Source organism: Acetobacterium tundrae, from assembly GCF_008086615.1.
GTDB classification, from domain to species: Bacteria; Bacillota; Clostridia; order Eubacteriales; family Eubacteriaceae; genus Acetobacterium; species Acetobacterium tundrae.
Map to the genome: position 1 here is coordinate 64,374 of NZ_RXYB01000002.1, position 25,050 is coordinate 89,423.

General features: G+C 39.5%; 26 protein-coding genes. 19 read left to right on the forward strand and 7 right to left on the reverse strand.

Annotated elements, in window-relative coordinates; all coding sequences use genetic code 11:
* Positions 1–93 precede the first annotated feature (93 nt).
* Positions 94–771: a flavodoxin family protein gene (locus FZC40_RS01810; RefSeq protein ID WP_148602234.1), complete on the forward strand. Its 678-nt coding sequence runs from the start codon at positions 94–96 to the stop codon at positions 769–771.
* A 151-nt stretch (positions 772–922) separates the two neighbouring features.
* Here the strand turns inward: FZC40_RS01810 and FZC40_RS01815 are convergent, their stop codons facing one another.
* Complete coding sequence (locus FZC40_RS01815; RefSeq protein WP_148602235.1) at positions 923–1,333, reverse strand: hypothetical protein; 411 nt, start codon at positions 1,331–1,333, stop codon at positions 923–925.
* 185 nt (positions 1,334–1,518) lie between these two features.
* On the opposite strand from FZC40_RS01815, the gene FZC40_RS01820 reads away from it, so the two are divergent.
* The gene (locus FZC40_RS01820; RefSeq protein WP_148602236.1) at positions 1,519–2,250 is read left to right on the forward strand and encodes a LytR/AlgR family response regulator transcription factor; all 732 of its coding nucleotides are present in this window, start codon (positions 1,519–1,521) and stop codon (positions 2,248–2,250) included.
* Positions 2,240–3,577, forward strand: a complete 1,338-nt coding sequence (locus tag FZC40_RS01825; protein ID WP_148602237.1) for a sensor histidine kinase — start codon at positions 2,240–2,242, stop codon at positions 3,575–3,577. The genes FZC40_RS01820 and FZC40_RS01825 overlap by 11 nt, the downstream gene beginning before the upstream one ends.
* 130 nt (positions 3,578–3,707) lie before the next feature.
* Here the strand turns inward: FZC40_RS01825 and FZC40_RS01830 are convergent, their stop codons facing one another.
* The 3 genes from FZC40_RS01830 to FZC40_RS01840 all read right to left on the reverse strand — a co-directional run bounded on the left by FZC40_RS01830 (position 3,708) and on the right by FZC40_RS01840 (position 6,039).
* The gene (locus FZC40_RS01830; RefSeq protein WP_148602238.1) at positions 3,708–4,112 is read right to left on the reverse strand and encodes a hypothetical protein; all 405 of its coding nucleotides are present in this window, start codon (positions 4,110–4,112) and stop codon (positions 3,708–3,710) included.
* 235 nt (positions 4,113–4,347) lie between these two features.
* Entirely contained in the window at positions 4,348–5,250 is a 903-nt protein-coding gene (locus FZC40_RS01835; protein ID WP_148602239.1) for an SPL family radical SAM protein, read from the reverse strand.
* Positions 5,251–5,433: 183 nt separating this feature from the next.
* Positions 5,434–6,039, reverse strand: coding sequence for a LysE family translocator (locus tag FZC40_RS01840; protein WP_148602240.1), 606 nt, complete (start codon positions 6,037–6,039; stop codon positions 5,434–5,436).
* Positions 6,040–6,162: 123 nt separating this feature from the next.
* Between FZC40_RS01840 and pdxR the strand changes: the two genes are divergently transcribed.
* The 5 genes from pdxR to FZC40_RS01860 all read left to right on the forward strand — a co-directional run bounded on the left by pdxR (position 6,163) and on the right by FZC40_RS01860 (position 9,742).
* Positions 6,163–7,608 (forward strand): MocR-like pyridoxine biosynthesis transcription factor PdxR, encoded by a 1,446-nt coding sequence (gene pdxR / locus FZC40_RS01845; protein ID WP_148602241.1) that lies wholly within the window; start codon positions 6,163–6,165, stop codon positions 7,606–7,608.
* A 141-nt stretch (positions 7,609–7,749) separates the two neighbouring features.
* Complete coding sequence (locus tag FZC40_RS17010; RefSeq protein WP_186843857.1) at positions 7,750–7,893, forward strand: hypothetical protein; 144 nt, start codon at positions 7,750–7,752, stop codon at positions 7,891–7,893.
* Positions 7,894–8,170: 277 nt separating this feature from the next.
* Complete coding sequence (locus tag FZC40_RS01850; protein ID WP_148602242.1) at positions 8,171–8,620, forward strand: MarR family winged helix-turn-helix transcriptional regulator; 450 nt, start codon at positions 8,171–8,173, stop codon at positions 8,618–8,620.
* Between the two features lie 113 nt (positions 8,621–8,733).
* Positions 8,734–9,108: an MFS transporter gene (locus FZC40_RS01855; RefSeq protein WP_186843856.1), complete on the forward strand. Its 375-nt coding sequence runs from the start codon at positions 8,734–8,736 to the stop codon at positions 9,106–9,108.
* A gap of 34 nt (positions 9,109–9,142) precedes the next feature.
* The gene (locus FZC40_RS01860; protein ID WP_148602244.1) at positions 9,143–9,742 is read left to right on the forward strand and encodes a cytidylate kinase-like family protein; all 600 of its coding nucleotides are present in this window, start codon (positions 9,143–9,145) and stop codon (positions 9,740–9,742) included.
* A gap of 410 nt (positions 9,743–10,152) precedes the next feature.
* On the opposite strand, the gene nifH is transcribed toward FZC40_RS01860, so the two are convergent.
* On the reverse strand, positions 10,153–11,010 hold the full coding sequence (nifH, locus tag FZC40_RS01865; RefSeq protein ID WP_148602245.1) for a nitrogenase iron protein: 858 nt from the start codon (positions 11,008–11,010) through the stop codon (positions 10,153–10,155).
* Positions 11,011–11,501: 491 nt separating this feature from the next.
* On the opposite strand from nifH, the gene FZC40_RS01870 reads away from it, so the two are divergent.
* From FZC40_RS01870 to FZC40_RS01920, 11 genes are all read left to right on the forward strand, one after another.
* Positions 11,502–11,879: a NifB/NifX family molybdenum-iron cluster-binding protein gene (locus tag FZC40_RS01870; protein WP_186843895.1), complete on the forward strand. Its 378-nt coding sequence runs from the start codon at positions 11,502–11,504 to the stop codon at positions 11,877–11,879.
* 8 nt (positions 11,880–11,887) lie between these two features.
* Entirely contained in the window at positions 11,888–12,811 is a 924-nt protein-coding gene (locus tag FZC40_RS01875) for a hypothetical protein (protein ID WP_148602247.1), read from the forward strand.
* A gap of 324 nt (positions 12,812–13,135) precedes the next feature.
* On the forward strand, positions 13,136–13,471 hold the full coding sequence (locus tag FZC40_RS01880; protein ID WP_148602248.1) for a NifB/NifX family molybdenum-iron cluster-binding protein: 336 nt from the start codon (positions 13,136–13,138) through the stop codon (positions 13,469–13,471).
* Positions 13,472–14,338, forward strand: a complete 867-nt coding sequence (locus FZC40_RS01885) for a radical SAM protein (RefSeq protein ID WP_148602249.1) — start codon at positions 13,472–13,474, stop codon at positions 14,336–14,338.
* Between the two features lie 133 nt (positions 14,339–14,471).
* The gene (locus FZC40_RS01890; RefSeq protein ID WP_148602250.1) at positions 14,472–15,779 is read left to right on the forward strand and encodes an O-acetylhomoserine aminocarboxypropyltransferase/cysteine synthase family protein; all 1,308 of its coding nucleotides are present in this window, start codon (positions 14,472–14,474) and stop codon (positions 15,777–15,779) included.
* Positions 15,780–15,822: 43 nt separating this feature from the next.
* The gene (locus tag FZC40_RS01895; protein ID WP_148602251.1) at positions 15,823–17,310 is read left to right on the forward strand and encodes a nitrogenase component 1; all 1,488 of its coding nucleotides are present in this window, start codon (positions 15,823–15,825) and stop codon (positions 17,308–17,310) included.
* Complete coding sequence (locus FZC40_RS01900) at positions 17,294–18,628, forward strand: nitrogenase component 1 (protein WP_148602252.1); 1,335 nt, start codon at positions 17,294–17,296, stop codon at positions 18,626–18,628. The genes FZC40_RS01895 and FZC40_RS01900 overlap by 17 nt, the downstream gene beginning before the upstream one ends.
* A 101-nt stretch (positions 18,629–18,729) precedes the next feature.
* A complete protein-coding gene (locus tag FZC40_RS01905; RefSeq protein WP_148602253.1) occupies positions 18,730–19,770 on the forward strand; it encodes a uroporphyrinogen decarboxylase family protein in 1,041 nt (346 codons plus the stop codon).
* Positions 19,771–19,888: 118 nt separating this feature from the next.
* Positions 19,889–21,346 carry an APC family permease gene (locus FZC40_RS01910; protein ID WP_148602254.1) on the forward strand — a complete coding sequence of 486 codons (1,458 nt, stop codon included), beginning with the start codon at positions 19,889–19,891 and terminating at the stop codon, positions 21,344–21,346.
* A 26-nt stretch (positions 21,347–21,372) separates the two neighbouring features.
* Entirely contained in the window at positions 21,373–22,659 is a 1,287-nt protein-coding gene (locus FZC40_RS01915) for a glutamine synthetase family protein (RefSeq protein WP_148602255.1), read from the forward strand.
* A gap of 245 nt (positions 22,660–22,904) precedes the next feature.
* Positions 22,905–23,387 carry a DNA-deoxyinosine glycosylase gene (locus FZC40_RS01920; protein WP_148602256.1) on the forward strand — a complete coding sequence of 161 codons (483 nt, stop codon included), beginning with the start codon at positions 22,905–22,907 and terminating at the stop codon, positions 23,385–23,387.
* Between the two features lie 142 nt (positions 23,388–23,529).
* On the opposite strand, the gene selD is transcribed toward FZC40_RS01920, so the two are convergent.
* Together selD and FZC40_RS01930 are read right to left on the reverse strand one after the other, a co-directional pair.
* On the reverse strand, positions 23,530–24,567 hold the full coding sequence (selD, locus tag FZC40_RS01925) for a selenide, water dikinase SelD (protein ID WP_148602257.1): 1,038 nt from the start codon (positions 24,565–24,567) through the stop codon (positions 23,530–23,532).
* 64 nt (positions 24,568–24,631) lie between these two features.
* Entirely contained in the window at positions 24,632–24,994 is a 363-nt protein-coding gene (locus tag FZC40_RS01930; protein WP_311135684.1) for a CC/Se motif family (seleno)protein, read from the reverse strand.
* Positions 24,995–25,050: the final 56 nt, after the last annotated feature.

The following is a 25,050-nucleotide window of genomic DNA, read 5'->3' on the forward strand; positions in this document are numbered from 1 at the left end:
TGCTGATGGGCTAAAATGACAATTAAAAAATTTAACAGAATCACTGGAAAAGATTAAAAAAATAAATATGGGATTTATGGAGGTATAGGGATTATGAAAGTAGCCGTTATTCATGGCCAGGCTCATCAGGGCAATACATATCAGGTGACACATCAGCTGATCGAACAGCTGGAATGTAAAAAAGAGGATGTAGAGGAATTTAATGTCAATGGATTAGAACCGTGTGTCGGTTGTTTCAACTGTATATTGAAAGATGAAAAGAAATGTCCGCATTACGAGCAGATGACACCGATGATTGAGGCGCTGGATGCCGCAGATGTGATTATCGTTGATTCGCCAAATTACTGTATGGGAATGACTGGTCAGTTGAAAACATTTTTTGATCATTTGGCATATCGATGGTTCAGTCACCGACCAAATGGTAAGATGACTGAGAAAATTGCGGTCGCTATTTCAACTACAGCTGGCGGTGGAGCTAAGGGAACCACCAGGGCTATCGCGAAACAGCTTTTCTGGCTGGGAATCGGAAAGACTTTTCGAATCTCGGAAGTGGTCGGGGCATGGTCGGTTGATCAGGTGACCATCAAAAAGCAGCAGCAGATCGCTCGGGATGTTAATAAAGTTGCTGTAAAAATCAAACATAAAGTCGGAAAAGTGAAACCGAGACTCAAGACCATGTTTGTTTTCAAACTATTTAAAATGATGCAAAAAGGAATGGCTTGGAATCCTGTTGATACAGAGTATTGGAGAATGCAGGGATGGATAAAATAGACTGCTCTGGTTTCGGATCTTCAAGAAGTTGGTAATTCTTTCTGTTCTGCAGACCATTAAATCTAGGTGACAATATTTTGGATAACATAAAAAGAAGGCTTCTGCTTAACCGCTTGTTTCGCCGGTTTGCAAAAGCCTCATCGGAATTTTTTTATTTGAATGTTGCAGTAGGACTGCCATTCTCGATTTTTAGATTAATTTCTGAAACAGAGAATAAATCAATGTTTGTCCATTCAACGGTCGCTCCAGCAGAGTCGGCAATCATTAAATCCCAGTATTGATCTTGAACATCGGTGTCAAAGACAATGTCGGTTGAGTTTCCAGTTGGAAGGGTATCCGTTGTTAAAATATCATCCCCCCAGTTATTTACTCCAGTTGGCGAAACATAGATCGAATAAATTTCAATCCCAGTATCATTGACAATTGTGAAATCCTGAGAATAAGTTGTTGCCTGATTTGAAGATGAACCACCCCCGGTCGAAGATGAACCACCACAACCTGTGAAAATAAACACCGATAAAGCAAAAACCACCAATAAACTAAATATTTTCTTCTTTTTCATTTTTTCTCCTCAAAGTTGAATTTGTTATGCAATTATGATACCAACAATTAGAGCAGAAAACAATTAAAACTCACGAGCTAAAATGACGTTCCACGAAATGAATCAACCGCAAAAAAATTGAAATATTTGATTTAATATGCTAGAATAAAATTATATAGTCAATCAATCAACAGTTGGAGGACAGGATGGTTTATATTGGAGTATGCGAAGATGAAAAGGAACAACAGGAAAGAATCGACGTTTTCATAAAAAGATATGCCGAAGTTAATTGTTGTGATTTTTGCCTCTCTTTTTTTTGTTCAGCTAAGGAATTTTGGAATCATTATCATGTTGGAACGTTCAATATTATTTTTTTAGATATTTATTTGGAAGAGGCCAACGGAATTGAAATTGCAAAAAAGCTACGCAACATAGGGGAGAAATGCGCAATTGTATTCACGACATCAAGCAGGGATTATGCGATTGAAGGGTTTGAGTTAAAGGCTCAACACTATTTAACAAAACCCATAACAGAAGCAAAAATATTTGAAGCATTAGAACGCTGTCAAGAGATGTACGCGAATGACATGAAGTCTATTTGCATTTCAAATGGAAAACTCGAAGTCGTTGTTTATCTTAGAGATATCATTTATGTTGAGGTTTTTAACAAGGTGTCCATCATTCATACGGTACGAGACGAAATTAAAACTTACGTTCCGTTATCTGAATTAGAAAGACAATTGGGCGGGACACCCTTTTTACGCTGCCATCGCTGCAATATCATTAATATGAATTTTGTAGAAGACTATACGTCATCTGATTTTATCATGAAAAATGGTGATATCGTAGCGATCCCAAGAAGTAGGAGTGTGGTTGCGCGACAGACATATTTAAACTTTATATTCACAAACGTTAGAGGAGAAAGTGATGCTCAGTAGCAACTTAAACACCATTTGGGGAATTTGCCTCTCTATTTTCCCTTATTTTATTTTAGCATTCATACCAGTATGGGATCAACTTCGATATTCAAAAAAAATAGTTGCTTTGGTTGGAATCCTATGTATGCTTCTAAATATTGTTTCAGTGATCCTGATCATTCAATTGTTCCCCAATTGGAATAATTTGCGCCTTTTTCATAGTGTTTTCTTTTTATTGTTATATATTGTTGTATATACTGCAACGGTACAGGGGACCCCGTCAAAACTTTTGTTTGTCGCCTTGCTCGTAAAAAGCTATGCTGATTTTATAGTATATATGGCTAAGTTCTTTGAGATTTCTTACATTACCTATGTACTGCATCGAGTCTATGTGCAAAGCTCATATTCTTTTTATTTTAACCTGTTTCAATGTTTGATTTTATTAATCACCTATCCTTTGATTTGGATATTTTTTAGCAAAAAAATCGCACAGGTCATGCGGACCATCAACAAAGCCTGGAGCTATCTATGGATTATTCCGCTGGTATACTATGTTATCAGTATGGCATTTGCGGCGATGGATGTTACTTTGATTGCGCAATGGCAATTTCTAGTATTTAATATTGCATCGTTTTTGGGATTTAACCTCATCTATTATGTCGTTATCGAAATGTTGGAACAATCGGAAAAAAATGTTGTTTTGACTGAGAACAATGAGATGATAAAGCAGCAGTTGGGATACCAGTCCGATTATTACAAGAAATTTGGAGCGTGTATTGAAGAGACTCGAAAAGGCGAACATGATTTAAGGCACCATCTCAATACCGTGCTGGGATTGATTCAGAAAAAGGACAATGAAAAAGTTGAAAAATACATATCTGAGTTGTTGGGAAATCGATTGAGTATTTCAGATGTTTTATATTGTCGGAATGATGTGGTCAATGCGATATTAGGCTATTATGTAAATACTTGCAAAAAAGAAGCGATTGATCTTTCAATTGCAACACAAGTGCCCAACGATTTGGAAATAGACGAAACGGATCTATGTGTTATATTTGGAAATATCCTGGAAAATGCTTTGGAAGCCTGTTGTAAAATAACAAACTCGAATAAATTTATAAAAATTTCATCCCAGTTTCTAAATAACAAGCTATACATTGCCGTGGACAATAGTTTTGAAGGGACATTGAGATTAAAAAACGACATCTATTTATCCCAGAAAAGAAAAGAGGAAGCTGGTATTGGTATGCTATCAGTAAAGGGCATGGCAAAAAAGTATGACGGTGAAGCTTCTTTTAAGGCAGTTGAAAAGACTTTCTGCGTATCGATCGTTTTAAATAATAGATAAAACAAAGGGACGGTCAAGGCCGGTGAAAAAGTCGCTTTTTCACCGGCCTTGACCGTCCCTTCATATCTGTTGGACTTTAAGTTGTGGGGCATAGCCAGCTTGACAAAGCTGTTTTCTTCATGCTCTTATTCTAGTTCAGCAACCCTTTTGTTTGGCACAGTTTTGTCAGTTCTTCACCGACGATACGTGTCATCTGATTCAAGTCGATGTTTTCACCGTTTAATACATCATACCAGCCGCCGGTCACCGCATCACCGACGGTTTCTTTGAGTATGCCGCCAATACCGCTGTAGATTTTTGTGACAGTAACGGTAGTTCCGCTGAGTGCTACCTGGATGACATATTTATTAACTGGTGGAAACTGGATACAATGCATAATGCCTTTTCCGGTTAGCTGTGGTTCGCCACAGGGGTAGGTCCCTTCTTTCATCACATCGTAGAGCTCTTCATAGGTCAGCTTCTGATTGAGCTTCACCTTGTCATAGCTTTTGATCATATCTTTGCTTCCCTGTTTAAACTTATCAAATAATCCCATTATAAATTCTCCTCCATATAAAGTTTTCTGGATAGATTGACCATCCTTTTTTGTCTAACAAGATTTTATCAATACCATGGATGAATTTCAATTACCATTCACACCGAAAAATCACTGTTCGCGAAATTGTGTGTAGAGATTTGATGGAGGATTCTATTTAAAAGACAGAAGATGGCAATTCCTTCCATGGAAAATCTTTCAGCAGATTTGGATGATTTCAATTCCATTGAGAAATTTAAAAATCTAAAAACGATACCTGATCTTCTAATGGCTCAAAAAATTTCATCTTTTCTTTAATGGGCTGGCTGTAACTGTTGGAGAGGCCAAAGGCTTGGCGAAGTGGATTTAGGCGGGCGTAGAGTTCGTCTTTATATTCTTTGGGTGCTCCGCCCTTTTGATAAAGCTTCCAGAGGGCATCATACTTTTGGGGATAGACAGTCTTGACGAAGTCAAAAAAAGCTGGCCGAGTAGCACCCCTGAGATAAAGTACACCGGGAAGTACATAGTGGATACCGGCATCTTTTCCGGCTTCAAACAAAGTGGACAGGTTATCAGAATCATCCGTCAGATCCGGAATAATGGGCATTAGGTGGTGACCGATGGAGGCATTGGTTTTTCGTAAGGTTTTAAGCATGTCAAACCGAGCACGTCCAGTTGCCGCCCCCGGTTCAATTTTTTTCCGGATTTCTTCATCCAGGGTCGTCACGGTGGTGGCGATATTTATATAGGTAATTCGAGAAAGCTCGTCAATGAGGTCATAATCGCGGAGAACTAAGTCAGATTTGGTGGAGATTATGGCTGGAGTTTTATATTTAATCAGCAGTTTCAGAATTTCCGGCATCAGCTGATATTGGGCTTCTGCAGGCTGATAGGAGTCAGTTACACCTCCGATATTCACAATTTCCCGTTTCCAGTCTGAAGATCGCAGTTGTTTTTCTAAAACCTCCACAATATTCGACTTTATGGCGATGTTGCATGAAAAATCCCCATAGCCCGTAAAACCGTAGGTGCCCATGGCATAACAATATCGGCAACCGTGGCTGCAACCTTTGTAAATATTTAGATCCCAATGATACGGTGTTTTTCGTTTCAATTGATTCAGTGCTTTAACACAGGTGATGGGTTGATATTGCGGCATGGGAGTCCTCCTGAATAGTTTTTTATCTTGTTTAAGTATAGATTATAAATGTTCAGGGTGTCTATTAAAATTTATGATAAATTATTACTGCTGAGACCAGATGGACGATTCTGTTCTGTCGCTTCAACTACGCAGGATAACTGGAAACAGCAGAATTATCATGAAACCCATGCTGACGTTTTATCAAAAAAACGCCAGCTGCATAGCAAAGATAATAAAGACGGCTCCAAAAATCTGTTGTATCCGAAGGCAGATTTTGGGTGAATGCTTCAGCAACTCGCTGAAGCTGCCAGCCAGAATTCCGTAGAGCATAAAAATGATCAGGGTGAGCAGCATAAAGAAAATGCCGAGCTGCAGGCTTTGTGTCGTGGAATTATCGCCGTTGACGATGAATTGAGGCAGGTAGGAAAAAAAGAATAGCGTCAGCTTGGGATTCAGAAGATTGATAAAGATGCCCTTCAAGATAATCGAAAGTGGGGGTGATGCGGTGATTTCTTCGTTTGCCGTCAGGCCGGTTTTCGACAGAATCATCCCCAGACCAAGATACAGCAGGTAGATGGCACCGATCCATTTGATCAGGCTAAAGGCGGCTGAATTCATTTGTCGGATCAATAAAAGCCCCAGAATGCTGATAGTCAGATGTGGGATAATGCCGAGGGTGCAGCCCACAGCCGCAAAGAAACTGCTTTTTCGACTCCCTGTCATGCCGGTTGAAACGGTATAAAGCACACCGCTTCCGGGAATTAGAATGACAATCAGCGAGGCAATAAAAAAAGTTGTTGTGATCATTTTGGATTCTCCCTGGATTTTGAATTTTTTTCAAATTGCATTTGTGATATAATCGTAGCAGAAAGAAGTGGTATTAAAAAGAGCCATTTCCGGTTAAAAAATTCAAACCACTATGGAGAGAACATGCTGCATATCAATTTAAACAGAAATCGAGATGAATCATTATCGGAGCAAATTTATCATGCCATGAAGGAATTCATTTTTTCAGGGGACCTGAAAGCGGATGAAAAGTTGCCTTCCACCAGGGGGCTCTCGGAATTTCTTTCGGTGTCGCGCAATGTAGTGATGGAGGCCTATGAACAGCTCTGGGCGGAGGGATATCTTTATTCAAAGGAAGGGTCCGGCACCTATGTCAGTGGTGGGATCTTTTTTGAACGCAAAGAAATATCTTCTTCAGATGAAAAAAAAGAGCCATGGGATTTGCTGTATCCTCAAAAGAGGGTTAGTTTTCGCACCGGGGTTCCAGATTTGAATACAATCCCGATCAAAAAATGGGGACAGCTCTACAGATTAGTTGCCCAAACCCTTGATAGCACAAGTCTGGATTATCAGAACAGTTTCGGGATGCATGCCCTGAGAAATCAGCTCTCAATTTATTTAAAACGGGTGCGTGGCGTCAACAGTCGGCCAGAGAACATTCTGATTGTCAACGGAGCCGCTCAGGCTTTCAGCCTGCTAGCCCGGATGGTGGGAAAAGACGAGGAGGTTCTGGTTGAAAACCCCATCAGTCAGGGCATTGTCTATACGCTGAGGAGCCTTGGGGTCAGAATGAAAACGATCCCGATTGATGAAAATGGGATCATGACGGCAGTGCTTCCGGAAAAACCGCCGAAGCTGATTTTTACAACGCCCAGCCATCAGTTTCCCACTGGCGTGGTTTTGTCCATCAAACGGCGGATTGAACTGATTGAGTACGCCAGAAAGCACGACTGCCTGATTGTGGAAGATGACTATGACAGTGAGTTCCGGTTTGAAGGCAATCCGATCCAGTCCCTGCAGAATCTTGATCCGGACCGGGTCATCTACGTGGGCACCTTCTCGAAGATTTTGTCACCGGCATTGAGAATGGGCTATCTGGTGCTGCCGGGGTGTCTGGTGTCGGAAATGAAAAACGAAAAATACGTAGCGGATATTCATTCGCCGGTTCTTGAACAGCTGACGCTGGCCAAATTTATCGAAGAGGGATACCTGACCCAGCATATCCGGAAAATGAAAGGGATCTATCTTAAACGGCGCAATTATCTGGAAACCTGTCTGAGAGAAAGTTTTGGTGATGACGTTTCCGTGACCGGAACCCGATCCGGGATGCATCTGGTTGCGGCCTTTGAGTCTGTTGTGTTTGATGCAGAGCGCCGGAAGGCCCTCGACGAAAAACAGGTTTTTGTGACGACACTGGGAGATTATTTTCTTCATGATGACGAAAATTTGGTGCAGACAAAAAAAGCCGGCGACCATGCACTGGTGTTGGGATACGGCAACACTGATTTAAAGGCTATTGAAGAAGGGGTCACCGGAATCGCCCAGGTGGTGAGCATATTTAAGCAGAAGACGGTTTTGAAGAGCTGGTAAAGACAGGAAGAATAGAGCGCTAAACGAATTGCCTACGTCGAGAAGACCGGGGTAAAAAACTTCATGTTTAAGTTGTTAGTACCTTCCTCAATTTAGCTTAATGCATGCAAGTCTAAATTATTTAATGACAGGAGATATCTTATGAATAGCAAATTAGAATTCGATTCTGAGTTTTGTAATGTACGGTACATGGAAAGCGATAACGTGGTATTTCTCAGATGGAACCGGGCAATTTCAAATACGAATATTACATCCCGGTGGATTCGCAAAATGACTTGTTCTTGATGAAAATGTGGGTAAGTAGTGAATCGCAGGTGACACATGGGGAAACTGAGCATTACAAAATGCTGCAGACATTAAAGAATGAATATGTTATTGCCGTTGCCATTGAAAAATATTGCATTAGCGCAATATCTTGAATGGGATACAGTCCGCTATTTTGTCGGAGATGTGATGTTTGCCATTTGACAAATAATAGTTGCCGTGATATTATATTCCACGACAACTATTATCGCGGCATCAATATGGCAGTTCATGGTGTTATTTAACTGAGGAGAAATTTATGGAAAATCCAAACCCCTGGTCTGAGATCATCAGCCTTTTACAAAGTGCCGAATCAAAATTGGCAAAAGCCCGAGTCCGCGCGTTTGAATCTCACGGTTTGACCGCGCCTCAAGTCAGCATTTTGTTATTGATTGACAAAAAAGGGGCGATGAAAATAAGCGATATTGCGGATGAGCTTGACATGATCAATAGCAATGTCTCTAATATTTGCTCTCGCCTTGAAAAAGCTGGATTCATTGTGCGGAAACGATTGAAGGATGACCAAAGGGTCGTTAAAGTCGAATTGACCGATGATGCCAAACATAAAATGGCTGAAATTAAAGCCAGTGCTGATGCCTTCTACAAATGTATCGAAGAAAATGTCTCTCAAAAAGATTTTGAAGAGATTAATACGGGACTTGTCAAGCTTAACAAATTGTTTGATCTGTTCTGCAAAAATAAAAAATGAAAAAAGAAATTTATGATCGAAAAAACAAAAAAATAAAGGTTTTGCCTTCATGCTGGCCATTTTACTGGCGGGCATGATCGTCACCATGCTGAATCAGTCCATTAGAAGCCGGTGTGCTCCTGCTTCCTGGATCGTTAGTTATGGGTCTGATGGGGATCTTGACCGGAAAGCTTTATGACATGTTTGGTATAAAACCCCTTGCCATTATTGGCTTGACCATTCTTACGGTTGTTTCCTTTATGTTGACCACCCTTTCGATGGATACGCACTATCTGGAAGTGATGATTCTGTACACGATTCGTTCCTTTGGCTTGTCTTTTGTGATGATGCCGATTACTACGGCCGGGCTTGCCACCATGCATGGGATAAATACTGCATTTCTGGTGGCTGCCGTGATCAGTGCAATCGCTTTGGCACTTTCGTTTTTCTTCAAAAAACAGAAGCTTGAAGCGTCCACAACTGAAAAAGAAATACTGATATTAGAATAAGAACAATCATTTTTTAATCAAATAGGAGGAACAAATGGGAAAATATCGAATTATTACAATTGAACGACAGTATGGCAGCGGTGGCAGGGAAATCGCAAGAAAATTAGCGGAGAAATTGGGTTTTGAATTTTACAATGAAGAAATTCTTAAGATGGCGGCACAAAAACTGAATATCGAAACGGATTATATTCAACATTTGGAAGAGACCGCAACAAACCCCATTATCAGTGCGATGGCCAGAGTAGCAAACTTCACTGAAGATCAACAGCTGTCGGATAAATTATTTTGCGCCGAGAGTGACATCATCAATCGCCTGTCACTTACCGGAAATGCTGTAATAGTGGGACGCTGTGCAACCCAGATATTAGCCAATCGAAAAAATTGTCTGAGAGTATTCATTCATGCAAATGATGATGTGCGAAGCCAAAGAGTCATCAAAGAGTACCATATATCGGAAAAGGAAGCGCATGCGGCGCTGAGAAAAACGGATAAACGACGTTCAGAATTCTATAACGCTCACGCCGAAAAAAAGTGGGCAAGTATGAGCACCTACGATGTGTGTCTCGATAGCGGCGGACTTGGCATTGATAACTGCGTGGAAGTCATTTCGGCTTTAGCAGCCAAACTAAAGTAGAAAACGGTACCGGCCCCCCTTGCTTTTTTTCTTAATAAAAGCTTTATTTGTTTAATGCAAATCATAATGTCGTATTTACTAGATGCTCATTATAATAAAATTAAAGAACAATCACTTTATTGAGGAGAAAGAATTGCATGTTTTGGAATACGACCAGCATCATGTTGGTCATTTGCACAGAAAATAAATGACTCAAACAGACTGGCGTCAGATAAAAGAGCGAACAAATGATTGTTTTTCAGCAAATGAATGACATAGTGGAAATTTTGGTTGTTAATTGGCGCCTGTTAAACAACTACTGAACATGATAAAGAAGGACGAATTATGTGTATAATTCGTCCTTCTTTGATTTTCTTCATTGAAAAAAATCAAAGAATTTTTCAATGAAGTGATGGTTTGAAATTACGGCATTAAATTCGGTAATCATCGTTAAGTGAATCCAGTAAACCATATTTCATCAGAATTTCTTCAAGACGTTCTTGAGTCATTGGTTTTGGGATGACAAATGAATCGTTATTTTCTATTGCCTTTGCCAATTGACGGTATTCTTCTGCTTGCGGGACTTCAGGATTATATTCGATTACTGTCTTTTTCTGTATTTCGGCACGTTGAACAATGTTGTCTCTCGGAATATAATAAATCAGATTTGTGCCTAATTCTTCAGCAAATGCTCGAAGTAGTTCCATCTCTCTATCAACATTCCGACTATTGCAAATAATCCCGCCAAGTCTGACAACGCCTTTTCTGGCGTATCTTTCAATACCCTTGGCAATGTTATTGGCTGCATATAAAGCCATCATTTCTCCGCTGGCAACAATATAAATTTCTTTGGCTTTCCCTTCTCGGATGGGCATTGCAAAACCTCCGCAGACAACATCCCCCAGAACGTCATAAAATACATAATCCAAGTCGTCGGTATAGGCACCAAGATTTTCTAACATTCCAATAGATGTTATAATCCCCCGACCGGCGCAACCCACACCGGGTTCTGGTCCACCAGACTCAACACAACGAATTCCATTATAGCCACTTTTCAAAATAGAATCCAACTGCACACCTTGTCCTTTTTCTCGTAAAGTATCCAAAACCGTCTTTTGAGCCAATCCGCCTAATAATAGCCGTGTTGAATCGGCCTTTGGGTCACAGCCGACAACCATAACTTGTTTACCAAGTTGGGCAAGACCTGCTGTTAGATTTTGAGTGGTGGTCGATTTTCCTATGCCACCTTTTCCATAAATGGCAATTTGTCTTAATTTTTTTTCTGACATATTTGAACTTCTCCTTAATGATTTTTAAATTATTATAAATTTTTTCACATATGAATAGATATCAAATTACTAGCTAATGAAATTTAGTGCTTTTTAAAATAAATAAAAAAAGAATACAACTCAAAAAAGCATATCTGCTAAATATACAGTAAAGAAGTATCCTCTGGTTTTCCAGTCAGATCATAATTTGATAATTGAAATAATGATTTTTGTAATATACTTATATCATATACGAATAATATGTATTAAATTTAAGCTACTTTCAATTATTTGTCAATATTTTTTTATAAAAGATTAAAATTCAAATATATAAATAAAAAAAGTTGACAAGCGAGAACAATGGATTTATACTCAAAACAATATAAACATATTTATAAAGTATGAATATGTAGCCAGAGCAAACTGGCCTGATAAGTGGAGATTTAGAAATACAATCTATATTACATCTACACCTTAAGATAAAGATGCTTTTTCAGAAAGGAAGTGAAAAAATGTCGTATCGAGTGGCGATTACATCTTCAGATGGTAAATGCATTGATCAACATTTTGGCAATACTAAAATATTTTATGTTCTTCAAATTGAAGAAACCGGGAAATGGGAGATGTTAGAATTAAGAAAAGCAGAAGAAGCTGAAATCAAAAAATTGGCAACCGAACAGGGGAAATTTGGAGAATGCAGCGGTCACAATGATGTATTCCTGGATTATGTGAGCAATTTGCTGAGCGATTGTACATATTTATTAACCAGTAAGATCGGTATGAGACCCTATAAAGTATTGATGGAGAATAATATCAATACTCTTGAAGCACCACATGATTTATCTGTGGCGATAGAAAAGATAAACAATTACTATTTGAAAAATAAATAATATTGAGGATGGCAGGTATTGAAAAATTGAAAACATCAGTGGAAACGACCTATGGAATCGTATCTGGGATTATCAATGCTGAGTATTATACAAATGGGCAGCTAAAAGAATGTATGTTGAAAGAAAAAAATGAGTTAACTGTGCTGGACGGTACTTTGATACCAAGATATTCCATTTGGGAAGTGCGAGACAAGTATATAAATTCCTTGTCGTTCTATGCTTCCGGGAAACTACAAAGCATCGTTTTAGCAAAACAAACTCCCGTGCAAACGCCGATGGGAATGGTTCCCGCAGAATTAATTACTTTTCATGAAAATGAAATGATTGATCGGATTTTTATGTTGAATGGAAAAATAAGCTCATATTGGAATGAAGATGATGAATATCAATTGTCGATACCCTTAACCATAAAATGTGGATTTGGAGAAATTACAAATAGATTTATTAATTTATGCTTTTACCCTGATGGCCAGCTAAAGAGTCTCACATTATGGAAAAAAGAGATTGTTTCAGTGCAGACAGAGTATGGAACAATAAATGCAAGAATTGGGCTATCATTTTTTGAAGGTGGAGCTCTTGAGTCATTAGAACCAAATGTTCCAACATGGATTTCAACACCAATTGGCAATATTCAAGCTTATGATCTTAATGCAATCGGGATATTTGGCGATGCTAATTCGATTAAATTTTATAAAGATGGCACTATTGCCAGTCTGATAACATCAACAAATAAAATAAGTGTGAGAGAAAATAATAATCAAGGACGTGAATTTATACCCACGCTTATTGAAAGCAGCATTTTACTCGATGGTTGGATAATAGCGCCAATTAAGATTGAATTTTATGACAATCAAGTGATTTTTCATGATTGTGACGGTAAAATATACGACTATCAGATTTCAGATATAAAATGTGAAATTAAGAAAAAATAGACGCTGATAGTATTTTTAAACTTATAAAAAAAGAAGTTGACATACTACCGGAGATATATTAAAATACAATTCATATATTACATATATGAATACAGTAATTTAATAAACCAATTTAAATCGAAAAGAATAATAAGGGTAGATTTAATAAACCAGCAATTTTGAAATGGTTATAAAAGACTGAGATTATTTACAAATATCGATAGAAACTGACTAGAAAACTAGAGGTTTCAGGAAAAAAGAGATTTTTTTCTGGAGCCTTTTTTTTGTAAAATTTAAAAAGAAAGAGTTTATACAGCTCAGTGGCTTGCAGATAAGGTGAGAAAAATGAGAATAGCAGCAGTAAGTTCTGACGGTAAATTTATCAATCAACATTTTGGTCATGCCCAACAATTTTATATTTTTGAAAGATTAGAAGACCGTTTCCAATTCCTGGAGTTAAGGAGAGGCAAAGCATTTTGCAACGGCGGAGATCATAATAACAAAGAACTCAAGGATGCCATTGACATCATTGATGATTGCTCTTATATTTTAGCAGTGCAAGCTGGGTATGGCGCGGTAGAGGCGCTAAATGAACGTGGCATTTGTGTGAAGATTGCAATAGGTTTTATTGATGATTGCTTAAAAGAATTTTTTAAAGAATTAACGGAAGGGAATAGATGAATGAGTCAGCTAGATAGGGTAAAGTCACTTCATCCGTGTTTTGGGGCACAGAAAAACAAGGGTAGAATTCATTTACCGGTGTGCCAGGCATGCAATATTGAATGCAAGTTTTGTGAACGAAAAATAAATGATTATGAAAATAGACCCGGCGTATCATCTGTCATTATTACTCCGGAAGAGGCAATCGAGTCGATTAAGAGAGCATTAGAACTGTGCTCGGATATTACGGTGGCGGGAATAGCCGGCCCCGGGGATACATTAGCGAGCGAAGGTGCCATTCAAACATTTCAACTTGTAAAAGAGCGATATCCGGAATTGTTAAAATGCATGAGTACCAATGGACTTCTCTTGAATGAACGGGCAGAGGAATTAATTGCGTTGGGAATCGATACATTGACGGTTACGGTCAATGCCGTGGATCCCAAAATTCAGGCAAAGATTATTTCGGGAATTCACTATCATGGGAAAAAATATAGTGGTGAAGAGGCAGCCAAAATTCTCATCAGAAACCAACTGGAAGGAATAAAAAAAATAACAACAGCAGGCATTGTGGTAAAAGTTAATACGGTTTTGATCATGGAGATCAATAGAGCTCACATTAAGGAAGTTGCAAAAGCTGTTAGTAAAGCCGGAGCTTCTATGTATAACATCATTCCATTAATTCCCCAACACGAATTGGCAAATTGTATTGAGCCGGAATGCTCGGATATTGATGGCGCAAGGCAGGAAGCAGAAGAGTATATTGATGTTTTCAGACATTGTCAGCGATGTCGTGCTGATGCGATTGGTGTTCCGGGAGGAAAAGACTATGGTGAGCAAATATATCTTAAACGATTGGCCGTAAAAGATACTTTTTCACATGGTTGATTTTCTTCATATATAAAAAAATATGATGTAATATAAATCTTGCTGATTAGCAAGTTCCTCGTGATAGAGAGCCTGTTTATATATACTTATACAATCAAGTAATAAAAATTCAAAAAATAAAGGAGAAATTATTATGGCTACAGAAAATTTTAAATTTGATACGTTAAAAGTGAGAGCGGGTTACAATCCCGAAGATCATAATTATTCGGTGGCAGTTCCTATTTATCAAACCGCAGCATATGATCTAGGAAGTCCTGAACGTGCAGAAAATTTGTTCTTAGGAAATGAGGAGGGCTTTTTATATACTCGCGTCAACAATCCAACCGTCGATGTTTTAGAAAAAAGAGTGGCAGCTTTAGATGGCGCGGCTGGTGCAATTGCAGTTGCATCGGGAATGGCTGCGATTGCTTATACCATTCTAAATATTGCGGAAGACGGTGGAAGAATATTATCCAGTGCCTACATTTATGGAGCCGCCTCAGACAGCTTCAAGAAAATTTATCCTAAATTCGGCATTCATTTTGATTTATCAAGGAATTTTGACAATCTGCAAGAGTTGGAAAAAGAAATTAAACCGGATACCAAAGCTATCTATGTCGAATCAATCAGCAATCCCAACGGCGCCCTTGTTGATATTGAAGCTTTAGCAGAACTGGCACATAAATATGGAATCCCCTTAGTTGTCGATAATACTTTTGCAACCCCTTATTTATTTAATCCCATCAAATATGGGGCAGATGTTGTTGTTTATTCCGGGACAAAAGCCCTTAACGGCCACGGCAATGTGATTGCCGGACTTGTTTTGGAAAGTGGAAAATTTCATTGGGATAACGGCAAATTCCCGCAATTCCAGGAAAAGCACTATACGCAAAGAGATGATAAGGATAATCCAAGAAGTTTTGTTGAAAAATTCCCGGATTTTCCATTTACGGCAAGAATAAGATTGAATTATTTAAACTATCTGGGCGCAGCGATTGGTCCATTTGATGCTTATCTGTTATTGCTTGGAATCGAAACTTTATCGGAAAGAATTCAAAAACAGGTTTCAAATACGAAAAAAGTCATTGCTTACCTGGAAAAGAACGAACATGTTGAATGGATTAAATACCCGTCATTGGAAACTAGTCCATATTATGAGTTGTCGAAGAAGTACTTCCCATTGGGAACCGGTTCAGTCTTTTCATTTGGTTTTCTCGGAAGTATCGAAAAAAGCAAGGCGTTTATCCAGGCTTTAAAAATATTCAGCTATCATGCCAATGTGGGGGACGCAAGATCGTTAATTATTAATTCTCCCAAAACAACTCATAGTGAATTAACACCGGAAGAACAGAATCACGCGGACATCGAACCCAATTTGATTCGGATATCCATTGGTCTTGAAGATCCAGAAGATTTAATCAATGATTTGGATCAGTCGTTTAAGCAAGTGTTTAAAAAATAATAAGGCAGTAAAAATAAATAATAAAAAAGGCAAGGTATGATTATTGAGCAAAGTTAATTTAGAAAAAGCTGAAGTTGAGATAAGAGAACGTCGTCTCGGCTCGATTACGGGTTTTGAAGGAAGTGCAAAAGAGCTGGTTGATTCGGCCAGATGTGGCAGCCTGAAAGATAAGAGTCGTTCCTTTAGTCAGTGCCTGGGTTGTTCTACCTCAAATGCGGCGTGTACCGTTGTATTGATTCAAGATGCGGCAGTCATTAGCCACGGACCAGTTGGTTGTGCCGGCTGTCTGCATGAATTTGCGTTTACCTATCGGGTAAATGGTGTTCATCGGGGCGTGGATAATCCAACGCAAAGACGTATTTTCAGCACAAATATGAAAGAAACAGATACCGTTTATGGTGGCAGCCAAAAGTTGTTTGATACGATTTATGAAGTTGAACGCCGGGTAAAACCCAAAGCGATTTTCGTCATCACAACTTGTGCTTCCGGCATTATTGGCGACGACGTCGAAAGTATTGCTGAAGAGGCGGAGGATGAAATCGGCATTCCGGTGGTTGCAATTTTCTGTGAAGGCTTTCGATCAAAAATATGGACATCGGGATTTGATGCCGGTTATCATGGCGTCGCCAGAAAATTAATTAAAAAAGCAGAAAAAAAACAAACGGATCTCGTTAATATCATCAATTTCTGGGGAACTGATATTTTTGCCGATTGGTTTGGGCGACTGGGGTTAAGGGCGAATTACTTAACCCCCTACGCCACTGTTGATCAAATTGCCCATTCTTCTGAAGCAATCGCGACGATTCAGATCTGTTCTACGCTGGGATCGTATCTAGGTGCGGCGTTGGAACAGGGATTCGGTGTTCCGGAGATACGGGTTTCCCCTCCCTATGGGATTGCTCAAACGGATCGATGGTTCAGAGAACTGGGACGAATAACGAACAGAGAAAAAGAAGCTGAAAAATTTATCGACGAAGAGCGTGAGCGATGGCTCCCACAAATTGAAGAGCTCCGCAAAAAATTGGCTGGAAAAACGGCTTATGTTACGGCCGGCGCTTCCCATGGGCATTCTTTACTGGCGCTTTTAAAGGAGCTTGGTATGGAACCCCAGGGAGCGGCTATTTTCCACCATGATCCGGTGTATGATAATGAGTCCATCGAGTCGGACACCTTGCAAAATGTTGTGAACGATTATGGCAATATTCCGAACTACAATGTTTGCAACAAACAGGAATATGAATTAGTCAATGTTTTGAATCGCGTTCGACCGGATGTGCTCTTAGCTCGTCATGGTGGCATGACCCTGTGGGGCGCCAAGTTTGGTATTCCATCTTTACTGATAGGGGATGAACATTTTGGAATGGGTTATCAGGGCATCGTTCAGTATGGGGAGCGAATTCTTGAAACAATGGAGAATGATGAATTTGTGAAAAATTTGGAAAAACACGCGATCAACCCTTATACAAAGTGGTGGCTTGATCAGGATCCATATGCTTTTTTAGGAGGTAATTCAGATGTCAGGACTTATTGAGCAACAGCGATTTATGTGTGCGATCGGTGGCATGCAGACGGTTGTAGCAATTCCCAGGGCAGTCCCCATTCTGCATTCAGGTCCTGGCTGCGGAACCATGGTATCCGGCTTTTTCGAAAGAGCGACCGGTTATTCCGGAGGAAGTACCGCTCCATGTACGAATTTTAGCGAGTCTGAAGTTATTTTCGGGGGAGAGGAAAAACTCAGAGAACTCATTAAAAATACATACAAGGTACTGGACACCGATCTGCAGGTGGTTTTAACAGGCTGTACATCAGCCATTGTTGGCGATGATGTTGGGAGCATTGTCAGTGAATTTGCTGATGAAGGAAAGCCCATTGTTTATGTCGAAACAGCTGGTTTTAAAGCAACGAATTACGAATCTCACAGCACCATTGTCAATGCGATTATTGATCAATACGTCGATCAATTTTCGGAGACAGCGGCGGATAAAGATAGCAAGCTCGTTAATGTTTTTGCATCCATTCCCTATCAGGATCCTTTCTGGAAAGGTAATCTTGAAGAATATAAACGTCTGATTGAAGGAATTGGATTAAAAGCAAATATTTTGTTTGGACCCTACTCCGGGGGCGTTGATGAGTGGAAAAGTATCCCAACAGCCGGATTTAATGTTCTCATCTCACCCTGGTATGGAACAGAAATTGTGAAAAATCTGGAAACAAAATACAATCAGCCATTCTTTCAATTTCCCTATATCCCCATCGGTGGAAATGAAACCACGCGATTTTTAGAGGAACTGACCACCTTTGCAAATGACCATGGGGCGGCGCTTTCAATGGAACGGGCAAAGCACTTTATTGCAAGAGAAGAACTTTCCTTTTATGAAGAAATTGACAATCTGGCAACATTTTTGCTTGAATTCCGTTACGGTCTGCCCAGCTTTGTCCATATATTGCAAGATGCAAGCTATGTGTTGGGGATATCAAAGTTCTTACTCCATGAGGTTGGAATTATTCCGCACGAGTTGTTTATCACCGATGATACGCCTGAAGAATATCAGGAATTAATCAAAGAAATCAGTCTGAAAATTTCAGATAAAAAGCAGATCCCGATCTATTTTCTTGCTGATGCAGGCAAAGCGCAGGAAATAATTAAAAATATTTCACATTCCGGACGAGGCTTAATCATCGGAAGCGGTTGGGATAAGGAGCTGGCAAAAGAAAAAGGTTATGATTTTTTATCGGCCGCATTGCCTTCACCCTATCGGATGATTTTAACCACCGGTTATGCCGGTTACAGAGGTGGGCTGCGATTAATTGAGGATATTTATAATAAAGTGTTGGACACCTACAGATAGGAAAAACAAAATTTTATACTTGCCGACTAGAAAACTAGAGGCTGTATCCATTTTAATAGGATGCGGTCTTTTCTTTTTTTCAATAAGAAGGGAGCGATAATTTGCTTAACACAAAGGAAATGACACTAAAGACTTTTAAAAGAGAAAACACTGGATATGTACCGGTTGGGGTTTTTCTTGGTGGCAGCTGGCCGATCATAAATTCAGGATTAACACTCGAGGGTTTAATTGGAAAGTCGAAAGAAACGGCCAATGTCTTTTACGAAGTGAATAAAAGACTCAATGCGGATATTGTCATGGTTGGAACGGGATCAACGGCATTATTAATAAAAGCTTTGGGCGGAGAGGTCAAATTTGACAACAAAGGTGCACCGCAGATTATCTCCGAGCTGATTAAAACCGAAGCTGATTTATCACGGCTTTCAGTTGATTCGGCCTTGAAAAACCAATCAGTGAGATGGCTGGTTGAAACAGCCAAAGAATTGGTGGATCTTTCAGAAGACAAACAATTGATTTTAGCAAGTGGACGTGCGCCATTTACCCTTGCCACACAACTGTTTGGCCTTGAAAAATTTTCAAAAGCAATCTATAAAAATCCGCGCTTAGTTCATAAAATTCTTGAGTTTACCACCGCACTGTCTTTAGGGTATTTCAAGTTAATGATTGAAGAAGGCAATGTTGATGGAGCATTTATTGCTGATCCCAGTGCCTCCGGGGATGTAATATCTAAAAAACACTTCGAGCAGTTGGTATTGCCTTATTTTAAAAAGGTCGTCAGGGGAATTAAAGAGCTTGATAAACCGGTCATGTTACATATTTGTGGAGATATCACGGACCGGCTTGAGCTCTTTCCCGATACTGGGATAGACAGTTTATCAATCGATACAAAAGTAGATGTCGCCAAAGCAATGGCGATAATTGGCGATAAAATATCCGTTGCCGGAAATGTCGATCCGGTGGATGTTTTGGAATTTGGAACCAAAGATGAGGTCTGGAGATCCACGGCCAGATGCCTAAAAAAAGGAACAGAAAAAACTGGTTTTATTTTGTTCCCGGGCTGCGATTTGGCGGGAAATGTTCCGGAAGAAAATATCAGGGAATTTGTTGAGACTGCCCATAAATGGAAACAAAAGGAATTCTAAATGGATTTCTGTTGATTTAATAAAAATCAAAGGAGGAAATTTTTATGAAACGATGTTGTAGCATAATATAAATTTGAGTGAGTGTAAAAATATTTATATTATAAGGAGATTATATAAAATGAGCAAAAATGTTAATGAAGAAAAAGTCAGTAAATCGGGTTTAAGATCCGACTATTTGACGAAACTTGAAGTACTGGGACAATCCGTGGCGAATATTGCACCGAGTGCTACCCCAGCCTTAGTTATTCCCCTTGTTTTTGCAACAGCAGGAAATGGAACTTGGCTGGCCTATTTATTTGCCACCGTAGCAATAGCCCTGGTAGCTGCAAATTTAAATCAATTTACCAGAAGATCGGCATCCCCTGGTTCATTATATGCCTATGTAGCAAAGGGTCTTGGTACAGATGTGGGTGTCATTGCCGGATGGGCGTTGATATTGGCCTATACCCTAACCGCAAGTGCTGTGCTTAGCGGCTTTGTAAATTATGCAAATGTATTATTTGGGTATGGCGGAATCAGTCTCCCGCCGATACTGATCGCAATTGTGGGGGCAGCAGCTGCCTGGTTTTTGGCTTACAAAGATATTAAACTATCAACTAAAATAATGCTTGCGTTTGAAGTCATATCGTTAATTCTAATCATTGTTCTGGCAGTATTTGTAATCATAACCAATGGATTTTCGTTTGACTTTGGGCAGTTTTCTTTAGAAGGTGTTTCAATTACAAGTATTGGAACCGGATTGGTATTGGCGTTTTTTAGTTTCACCGGTTTTGAAAGTGCGTCCGCGCTGGGTGATGAAGCTAAAAATCCACTGAAATCAATACCAAGGGCAATTACGACGAGTGCTTTATTTGTCGGAATATTTTTTGTTGTTCTGTCCTATTCAGAGGTTTTAGGATTTAGCGGCAGCAGTACAACCCTTGATGCCGCCGCCGCTCCGTTATCCGATATTGCCTCTAAATATGGCATTGAATTCTTCGGTCCGCTTATTTCGATAGGAGCATTGATAAGCTTTTGGGCGTGCTTTCTGGCGTGCACAAATTCTGGCGCAAGAATATTTTTTACCATGAGTCAACATGGCATATTTCATTCGTTTATCGGTAATACTCATGTAAAAAACAAAACTCCGCACATTGCAATAACAATTACAGCAACAATCGCAGCGATTATTCCGATAATTTTAATTGGAACGGGAGCTGGTTTGTTTGAAATATATGGTTGGGTAGGGACCATTGCAACTTATGGATTCATTACCCTTTATACGCTCATATCCGTTGCAGCACCTGTTTATTTATACCGTGAAAAAGAATTAAAAATTAAGAATGTTGTTTTGTCGGTGGCGTCAGTACTAATATTATTCATACCGATTGTTGGGAGCATTTATTCCAATTCGCTGGCGGCTCCGTATAGCTGGTTTATCTATATTTTCTTGGGCTGGCTGGTGCTAGGCGTTTTATGGTTGTTATTCAGAAAATTCCAAACTCCTGATGTATCCACGGAAGTGAGCAAGCGGATTGAAAAAGTTCATGTACGCTATCGTGATATTAGAGCAAAAGAGGAAAGTGAAGGAATTTAATTACATTAAAATTAGAGGTGGAAAATTTGGGCTTAACTGAAACAAAAAAATTCATTGAAGAAAATAAAATACATACAGTCAATTTGGGATTTGCCGATATTAATGGCGTTTTAAGAGGAAAAACACTTCCGGCAAGACATTTTCAGAAAATTGCCGAAAGTGGAACAGGACTTGCTAAAGCTCCTTTTGCCTGGGATATTCAATGCGGAGTTTATGATGATATCGAATTTGCGAATTTTAATAACGGGTTTCCTGAGATGATAGCAAAACCAATTCTTTCAACATTGAAAAAGATTCCGTGGAGAGCGGGAAGTGCTTTTGCGTTGGCCGAGATTGTCGACGAAGAAGGCCGTTCAATTGAAGAAAATCCTCGAGAAGTGCTTAAGAAAGTCTTGAAAAGGTATAAGGACTTAGGATTAAGACCGATAGTCGGTTCAGAGCTTGAATTTTATCTTCTCGATTCAGAGAAAAAACCGGTGTTTGATGGCATCCAATGCTATTCACTGTTAAAAGGAGCAGAACTCGAGTATGTCATCGAGGAGATGAGAAACAGTCTGGAGGATTTAGGAATAGCGCTCGAAGCATTTCATATTGAGTATGGACCTGGTCAAATCGAAGTAATACCGGAATGCGATGATGCTTTGGAGATGGCGGATAAAACAATACTGATTAAACATTCAATAAAAGAAATTGCCAGAAAGCATGGATTGTACGCAACGTTTATGGCAAAACCCTGGGCCCAGGAATCCGGAAGTGGTTTCCATGTTCATCAAAGCCTCTGGGATCTTGAATTAAAGAATAATTATTTTAATACGGACAAAGGCGTCACCGCTAATTATTTGGCAGGCCTATTAAAACATGCCCGGGATTTTATGGTGTATGGGTCGCCAACCATCAATGACTATAAGCGTTTCCAGCCAAATTCCTTTGCACCTACAAAGGTAACTTGGGCACATGATAACAGAACCGTGGCGACACGTTCCTTGTTGGGACTTGGCGATAATAGTCGCTTTGAACAAAGAAACGGTTCAGCGGCGGCAAATCCATATTTGATTATTGCGGCAAGTCTGGCTTCAGGTCTAGACGGAATAATAAATAAATTGATACCGCCTGAAAATCAGGAGGAAGATAGTATTGAGTTTCCAATAACGTTAGATTCGGCTTTGAATTATTTTGAACAAAGTATATCGGCAAAAGAGTACTTTGGAGAAAAATTCGTCAAATTATTCCTCACTTTGGGAAGACACGAAGTTGATCTCTATAATTCGGCAGTAACGGACTGGGAGTGGGATCGATATCTTGAATTCATATAAACGGATTTATAACCATTTATAGATATATAAATAGAATGTAAAACGGGATACTTATTGAACTGGAAGAAGAAACAAAAATTGGTGAGTAAGTTAGCTACTCAGGCTGAAAAGCCGGGCACATGGAAAAATCCGATTGGAAAAGAATCTTTTTAGGCAGACTGGATACAGAATATGTTTCTTGGTTGACAATTAGTATTTGATGCTCTATCCTGATTTTAAAGGTGAATGAAGGAGATTGAAGTATTATGAAACATACATTTGAACCTGTTTACAATAGAAAATCAAGAATTCTAATATTGGGGACATTCCCATCAGTAAAATCACGGGAGGCAAGCTTTTACTACCAGCATCCACAAAACAGATTTTGGAAAGTTGTAAGTGCGCTTGCGGGAATTCCAACCCCTGAAACGATCGAAGCTGAGAAAACTATGCTGTTAAGAAACAACATCGCTGTCTGGGATGTAATCTATTCCTGTGACATAAATGGTTCAAGTGACAGTTCAATTAAAAATGTTGTCCCAAACGATATCATAAAGCTCTTGCATGAGACAACTATTGAAACCATTTATGCAAATGGCGGCAAGGCATATGAATTATATAATCGCTACTGTTATGAGAGCACCAATAAAGAGATCATAAAATTGCCATCAACAAGCCCTGCCAATGCGAGGTACTCATTGGAACGACTGATAGAATGCTGGAAAAATGAGATCTGCCTGAAACCATGAAGATGAGAACTTGAAGACAAGATAATCCAGACACGCGAAGCTATAACGGCGCTTTACTACCTGCTAATCATGTTCAACTAAAAACGAGACAGCCATAAAAGGCGGTCTCGTTTTTAGTTGGAAATTCAGCTTAAAAAAGAATTTAATCGATGACGATCGCGCAATCATCACGTTTGGTTACGTGTCCGACAATAGCGGCACAGGGAATCGAGTCTTTTAGTTCTTTAAGCATTTCAATTGAATCGGCTTCGCTGACGGCTATCAATAGTCCTCCCGAGGTTTGCGGATCATACATAATATCCTGCATGGCTACGGAAACTTTTTTTGAGGCACGAACGCCGCACTCAGCATAATCCCGGTTACGATAAGCGCCTTCTGGAATCATTCCCATTTCAGCCAGTCCGTAGGCTTCCGGATGATAAGGAACGGAACTGCTGTCCAAATGGATGGTCAGATTGCTGCCCTGTGCCATTTCATAAGAATGGCCAAGCAGGGCAAAGCCGGTTATGTCGGTGCAACCGTGAATAGCATATTTTACCATGACATCCCGGGCGGCTTTATTTAGGGTTGACATCTGTTCATAAATCCGTTTTAAGACGGGTTCAGCCACCATATCTGCTTTGGCAGAAGTTGTCAGGATTCCGATGCCAAGGGGTTTTGTTAGAATAAGGACATCACCCTCTTTGGCGGAGGAATTTCTCAATACCCGTTTGGGATGGACGAATCCGGAGACGGATAATCCGTATTTGGGTTCAGCATCCTCAATGGTATGGCCTCCGGTAATGATGGCGCCAGCCTCATATGCTTTTTCATAGCCGCCGCGAAGAATGGAATAAATGGTATCCTGGCTCATCTGTTTGGTGACACACAAAATATTCATTGCCAGTTTTGGTTCTCCGCCCATGGCATAGATATCACTTAAGGCATTAGTAGCAGCAATCTGACCAAACATGAAGGGGTCATCGACGATCGGCGGAAAAAAATCAATGGTCTGTACCAGTGCCAGCTCGTCATTGATGACATAGACAGACGCGTCATCACTTTTATCGAAGCCGACAATCAAACGTGGATCGTATAAAGTTGGCAGCTTATCTAAAATTTGTGATAAGGTTCCGGCACCAACTTTTGCGCCACATCCGGCACAATTAGCCAATTTTGTTAATTTTACTTCTGTTTCCATATAAAAACCTTTCTTATTAATAAGCTCAAAGCATGGGGCCATTTGATTATAGAATGAGAAATGCTTAATATTTTTTTTGGCTCCGGTCCCAGGTATCTTCTTTGTATGCAAGTATTCCAGTTACCGCTAAAGACTTACGCCCTAAAATGTTGTGAAGTTTTATGGTAACTTTTTTGGTCTCTTTATTTATCGCTTTTTTAGGAAGATAACAGGCAAGGTTATCTTTCATGATGAGGTCATACATATTCTCGCAATCTGGTTTTCCTAATTTGACCACCGGAAGATAAACGGGACCTGAGCAACATCCTCCCCGATTGGTCATTTCTATATAAATCTCTTTGGCATTTCGTTGATTTAAATACTCTGCAACACCATTTTTAATTTCTAAGTTAATAACAATCCCTCCTTTTGTACATTTTTTTAATATTCATAAATTCATTATAACATTATTTAAAACTTATTGGCCAAAATTAAACTTTCTTT

What these genes read in the sequence shown, in the direction of transcription:
- FZC40_RS01890 (WP_148602250.1), top strand. Translation starts at nt 14,472, where the DNA reads ATGGCTACAGAAAATTTTAAATTTGATACGTTAAAAGTGAGAGCGGGT.
- FZC40_RS01840 (WP_148602240.1), bottom strand. Translation starts at nt 6,039, where the DNA reads ATGATCACAACAACTTTTTTTATTGCCTCGCTGATTGTCATTCTAATT.
- FZC40_RS01825 (WP_148602237.1), top strand. Translation starts at nt 2,240, where the DNA reads ATGCTCAGTAGCAACTTAAACACCATTTGGGGAATTTGCCTCTCTATT.
- FZC40_RS01860 (WP_148602244.1), top strand. Translation starts at nt 9,143, where the DNA reads ATGGGAAAATATCGAATTATTACAATTGAACGACAGTATGGCAGCGGT.
- FZC40_RS01815 (WP_148602235.1), bottom strand. Translation starts at nt 1,333, where the DNA reads ATGAAAAAGAAGAAAATATTTAGTTTATTGGTGGTTTTTGCTTTATCG.
- FZC40_RS01835 (WP_148602239.1), bottom strand. Translation starts at nt 5,250, where the DNA reads ATGCCGCAATATCAACCCATCACCTGTGTTAAAGCACTGAATCAATTG.
- nifH (WP_148602245.1), bottom strand. Translation starts at nt 11,010, where the DNA reads ATGTCAGAAAAAAAATTAAGACAAATTGCCATTTATGGAAAAGGTGGC.
- FZC40_RS01885 (WP_148602249.1), top strand. Translation starts at nt 13,472, where the DNA reads ATGAGTCAGCTAGATAGGGTAAAGTCACTTCATCCGTGTTTTGGGGCA.
- FZC40_RS01900 (WP_148602252.1), top strand. Translation starts at nt 17,294, where the DNA reads ATGTCAGGACTTATTGAGCAACAGCGATTTATGTGTGCGATCGGTGGC.
- FZC40_RS01910 (WP_148602254.1), top strand. Translation starts at nt 19,889, where the DNA reads ATGAGCAAAAATGTTAATGAAGAAAAAGTCAGTAAATCGGGTTTAAGA.
- FZC40_RS01880 (WP_148602248.1), top strand. Translation starts at nt 13,136, where the DNA reads ATGAGAATAGCAGCAGTAAGTTCTGACGGTAAATTTATCAATCAACAT.
- FZC40_RS01830 (WP_148602238.1), bottom strand. Translation starts at nt 4,112, where the DNA reads ATGGGATTATTTGATAAGTTTAAACAGGGAAGCAAAGATATGATCAAA.
- FZC40_RS01920 (WP_148602256.1), top strand. Translation starts at nt 22,905, where the DNA reads ATGAAACATACATTTGAACCTGTTTACAATAGAAAATCAAGAATTCTA.
- FZC40_RS01875 (WP_148602247.1), top strand. Translation starts at nt 11,888, where the DNA reads ATGGCAGGTATTGAAAAATTGAAAACATCAGTGGAAACGACCTATGGA.
- FZC40_RS01810 (WP_148602234.1), top strand. Translation starts at nt 94, where the DNA reads ATGAAAGTAGCCGTTATTCATGGCCAGGCTCATCAGGGCAATACATAT.
- FZC40_RS01850 (WP_148602242.1), top strand. Translation starts at nt 8,171, where the DNA reads ATGGAAAATCCAAACCCCTGGTCTGAGATCATCAGCCTTTTACAAAGT.
- selD (WP_148602257.1), bottom strand. Translation starts at nt 24,567, where the DNA reads ATGGAAACAGAAGTAAAATTAACAAAATTGGCTAATTGTGCCGGATGT.
- FZC40_RS17010 (WP_186843857.1), top strand. Translation starts at nt 7,750, where the DNA reads ATGAATAGCAAATTAGAATTCGATTCTGAGTTTTGTAATGTACGGTAC.
- FZC40_RS01870 (WP_186843895.1), top strand. Translation starts at nt 11,502, where the DNA reads ATGTCGTATCGAGTGGCGATTACATCTTCAGATGGTAAATGCATTGAT.
- FZC40_RS01820 (WP_148602236.1), top strand. Translation starts at nt 1,519, where the DNA reads ATGGTTTATATTGGAGTATGCGAAGATGAAAAGGAACAACAGGAAAGA.
- pdxR (WP_148602241.1), top strand. Translation starts at nt 6,163, where the DNA reads ATGCTGCATATCAATTTAAACAGAAATCGAGATGAATCATTATCGGAG.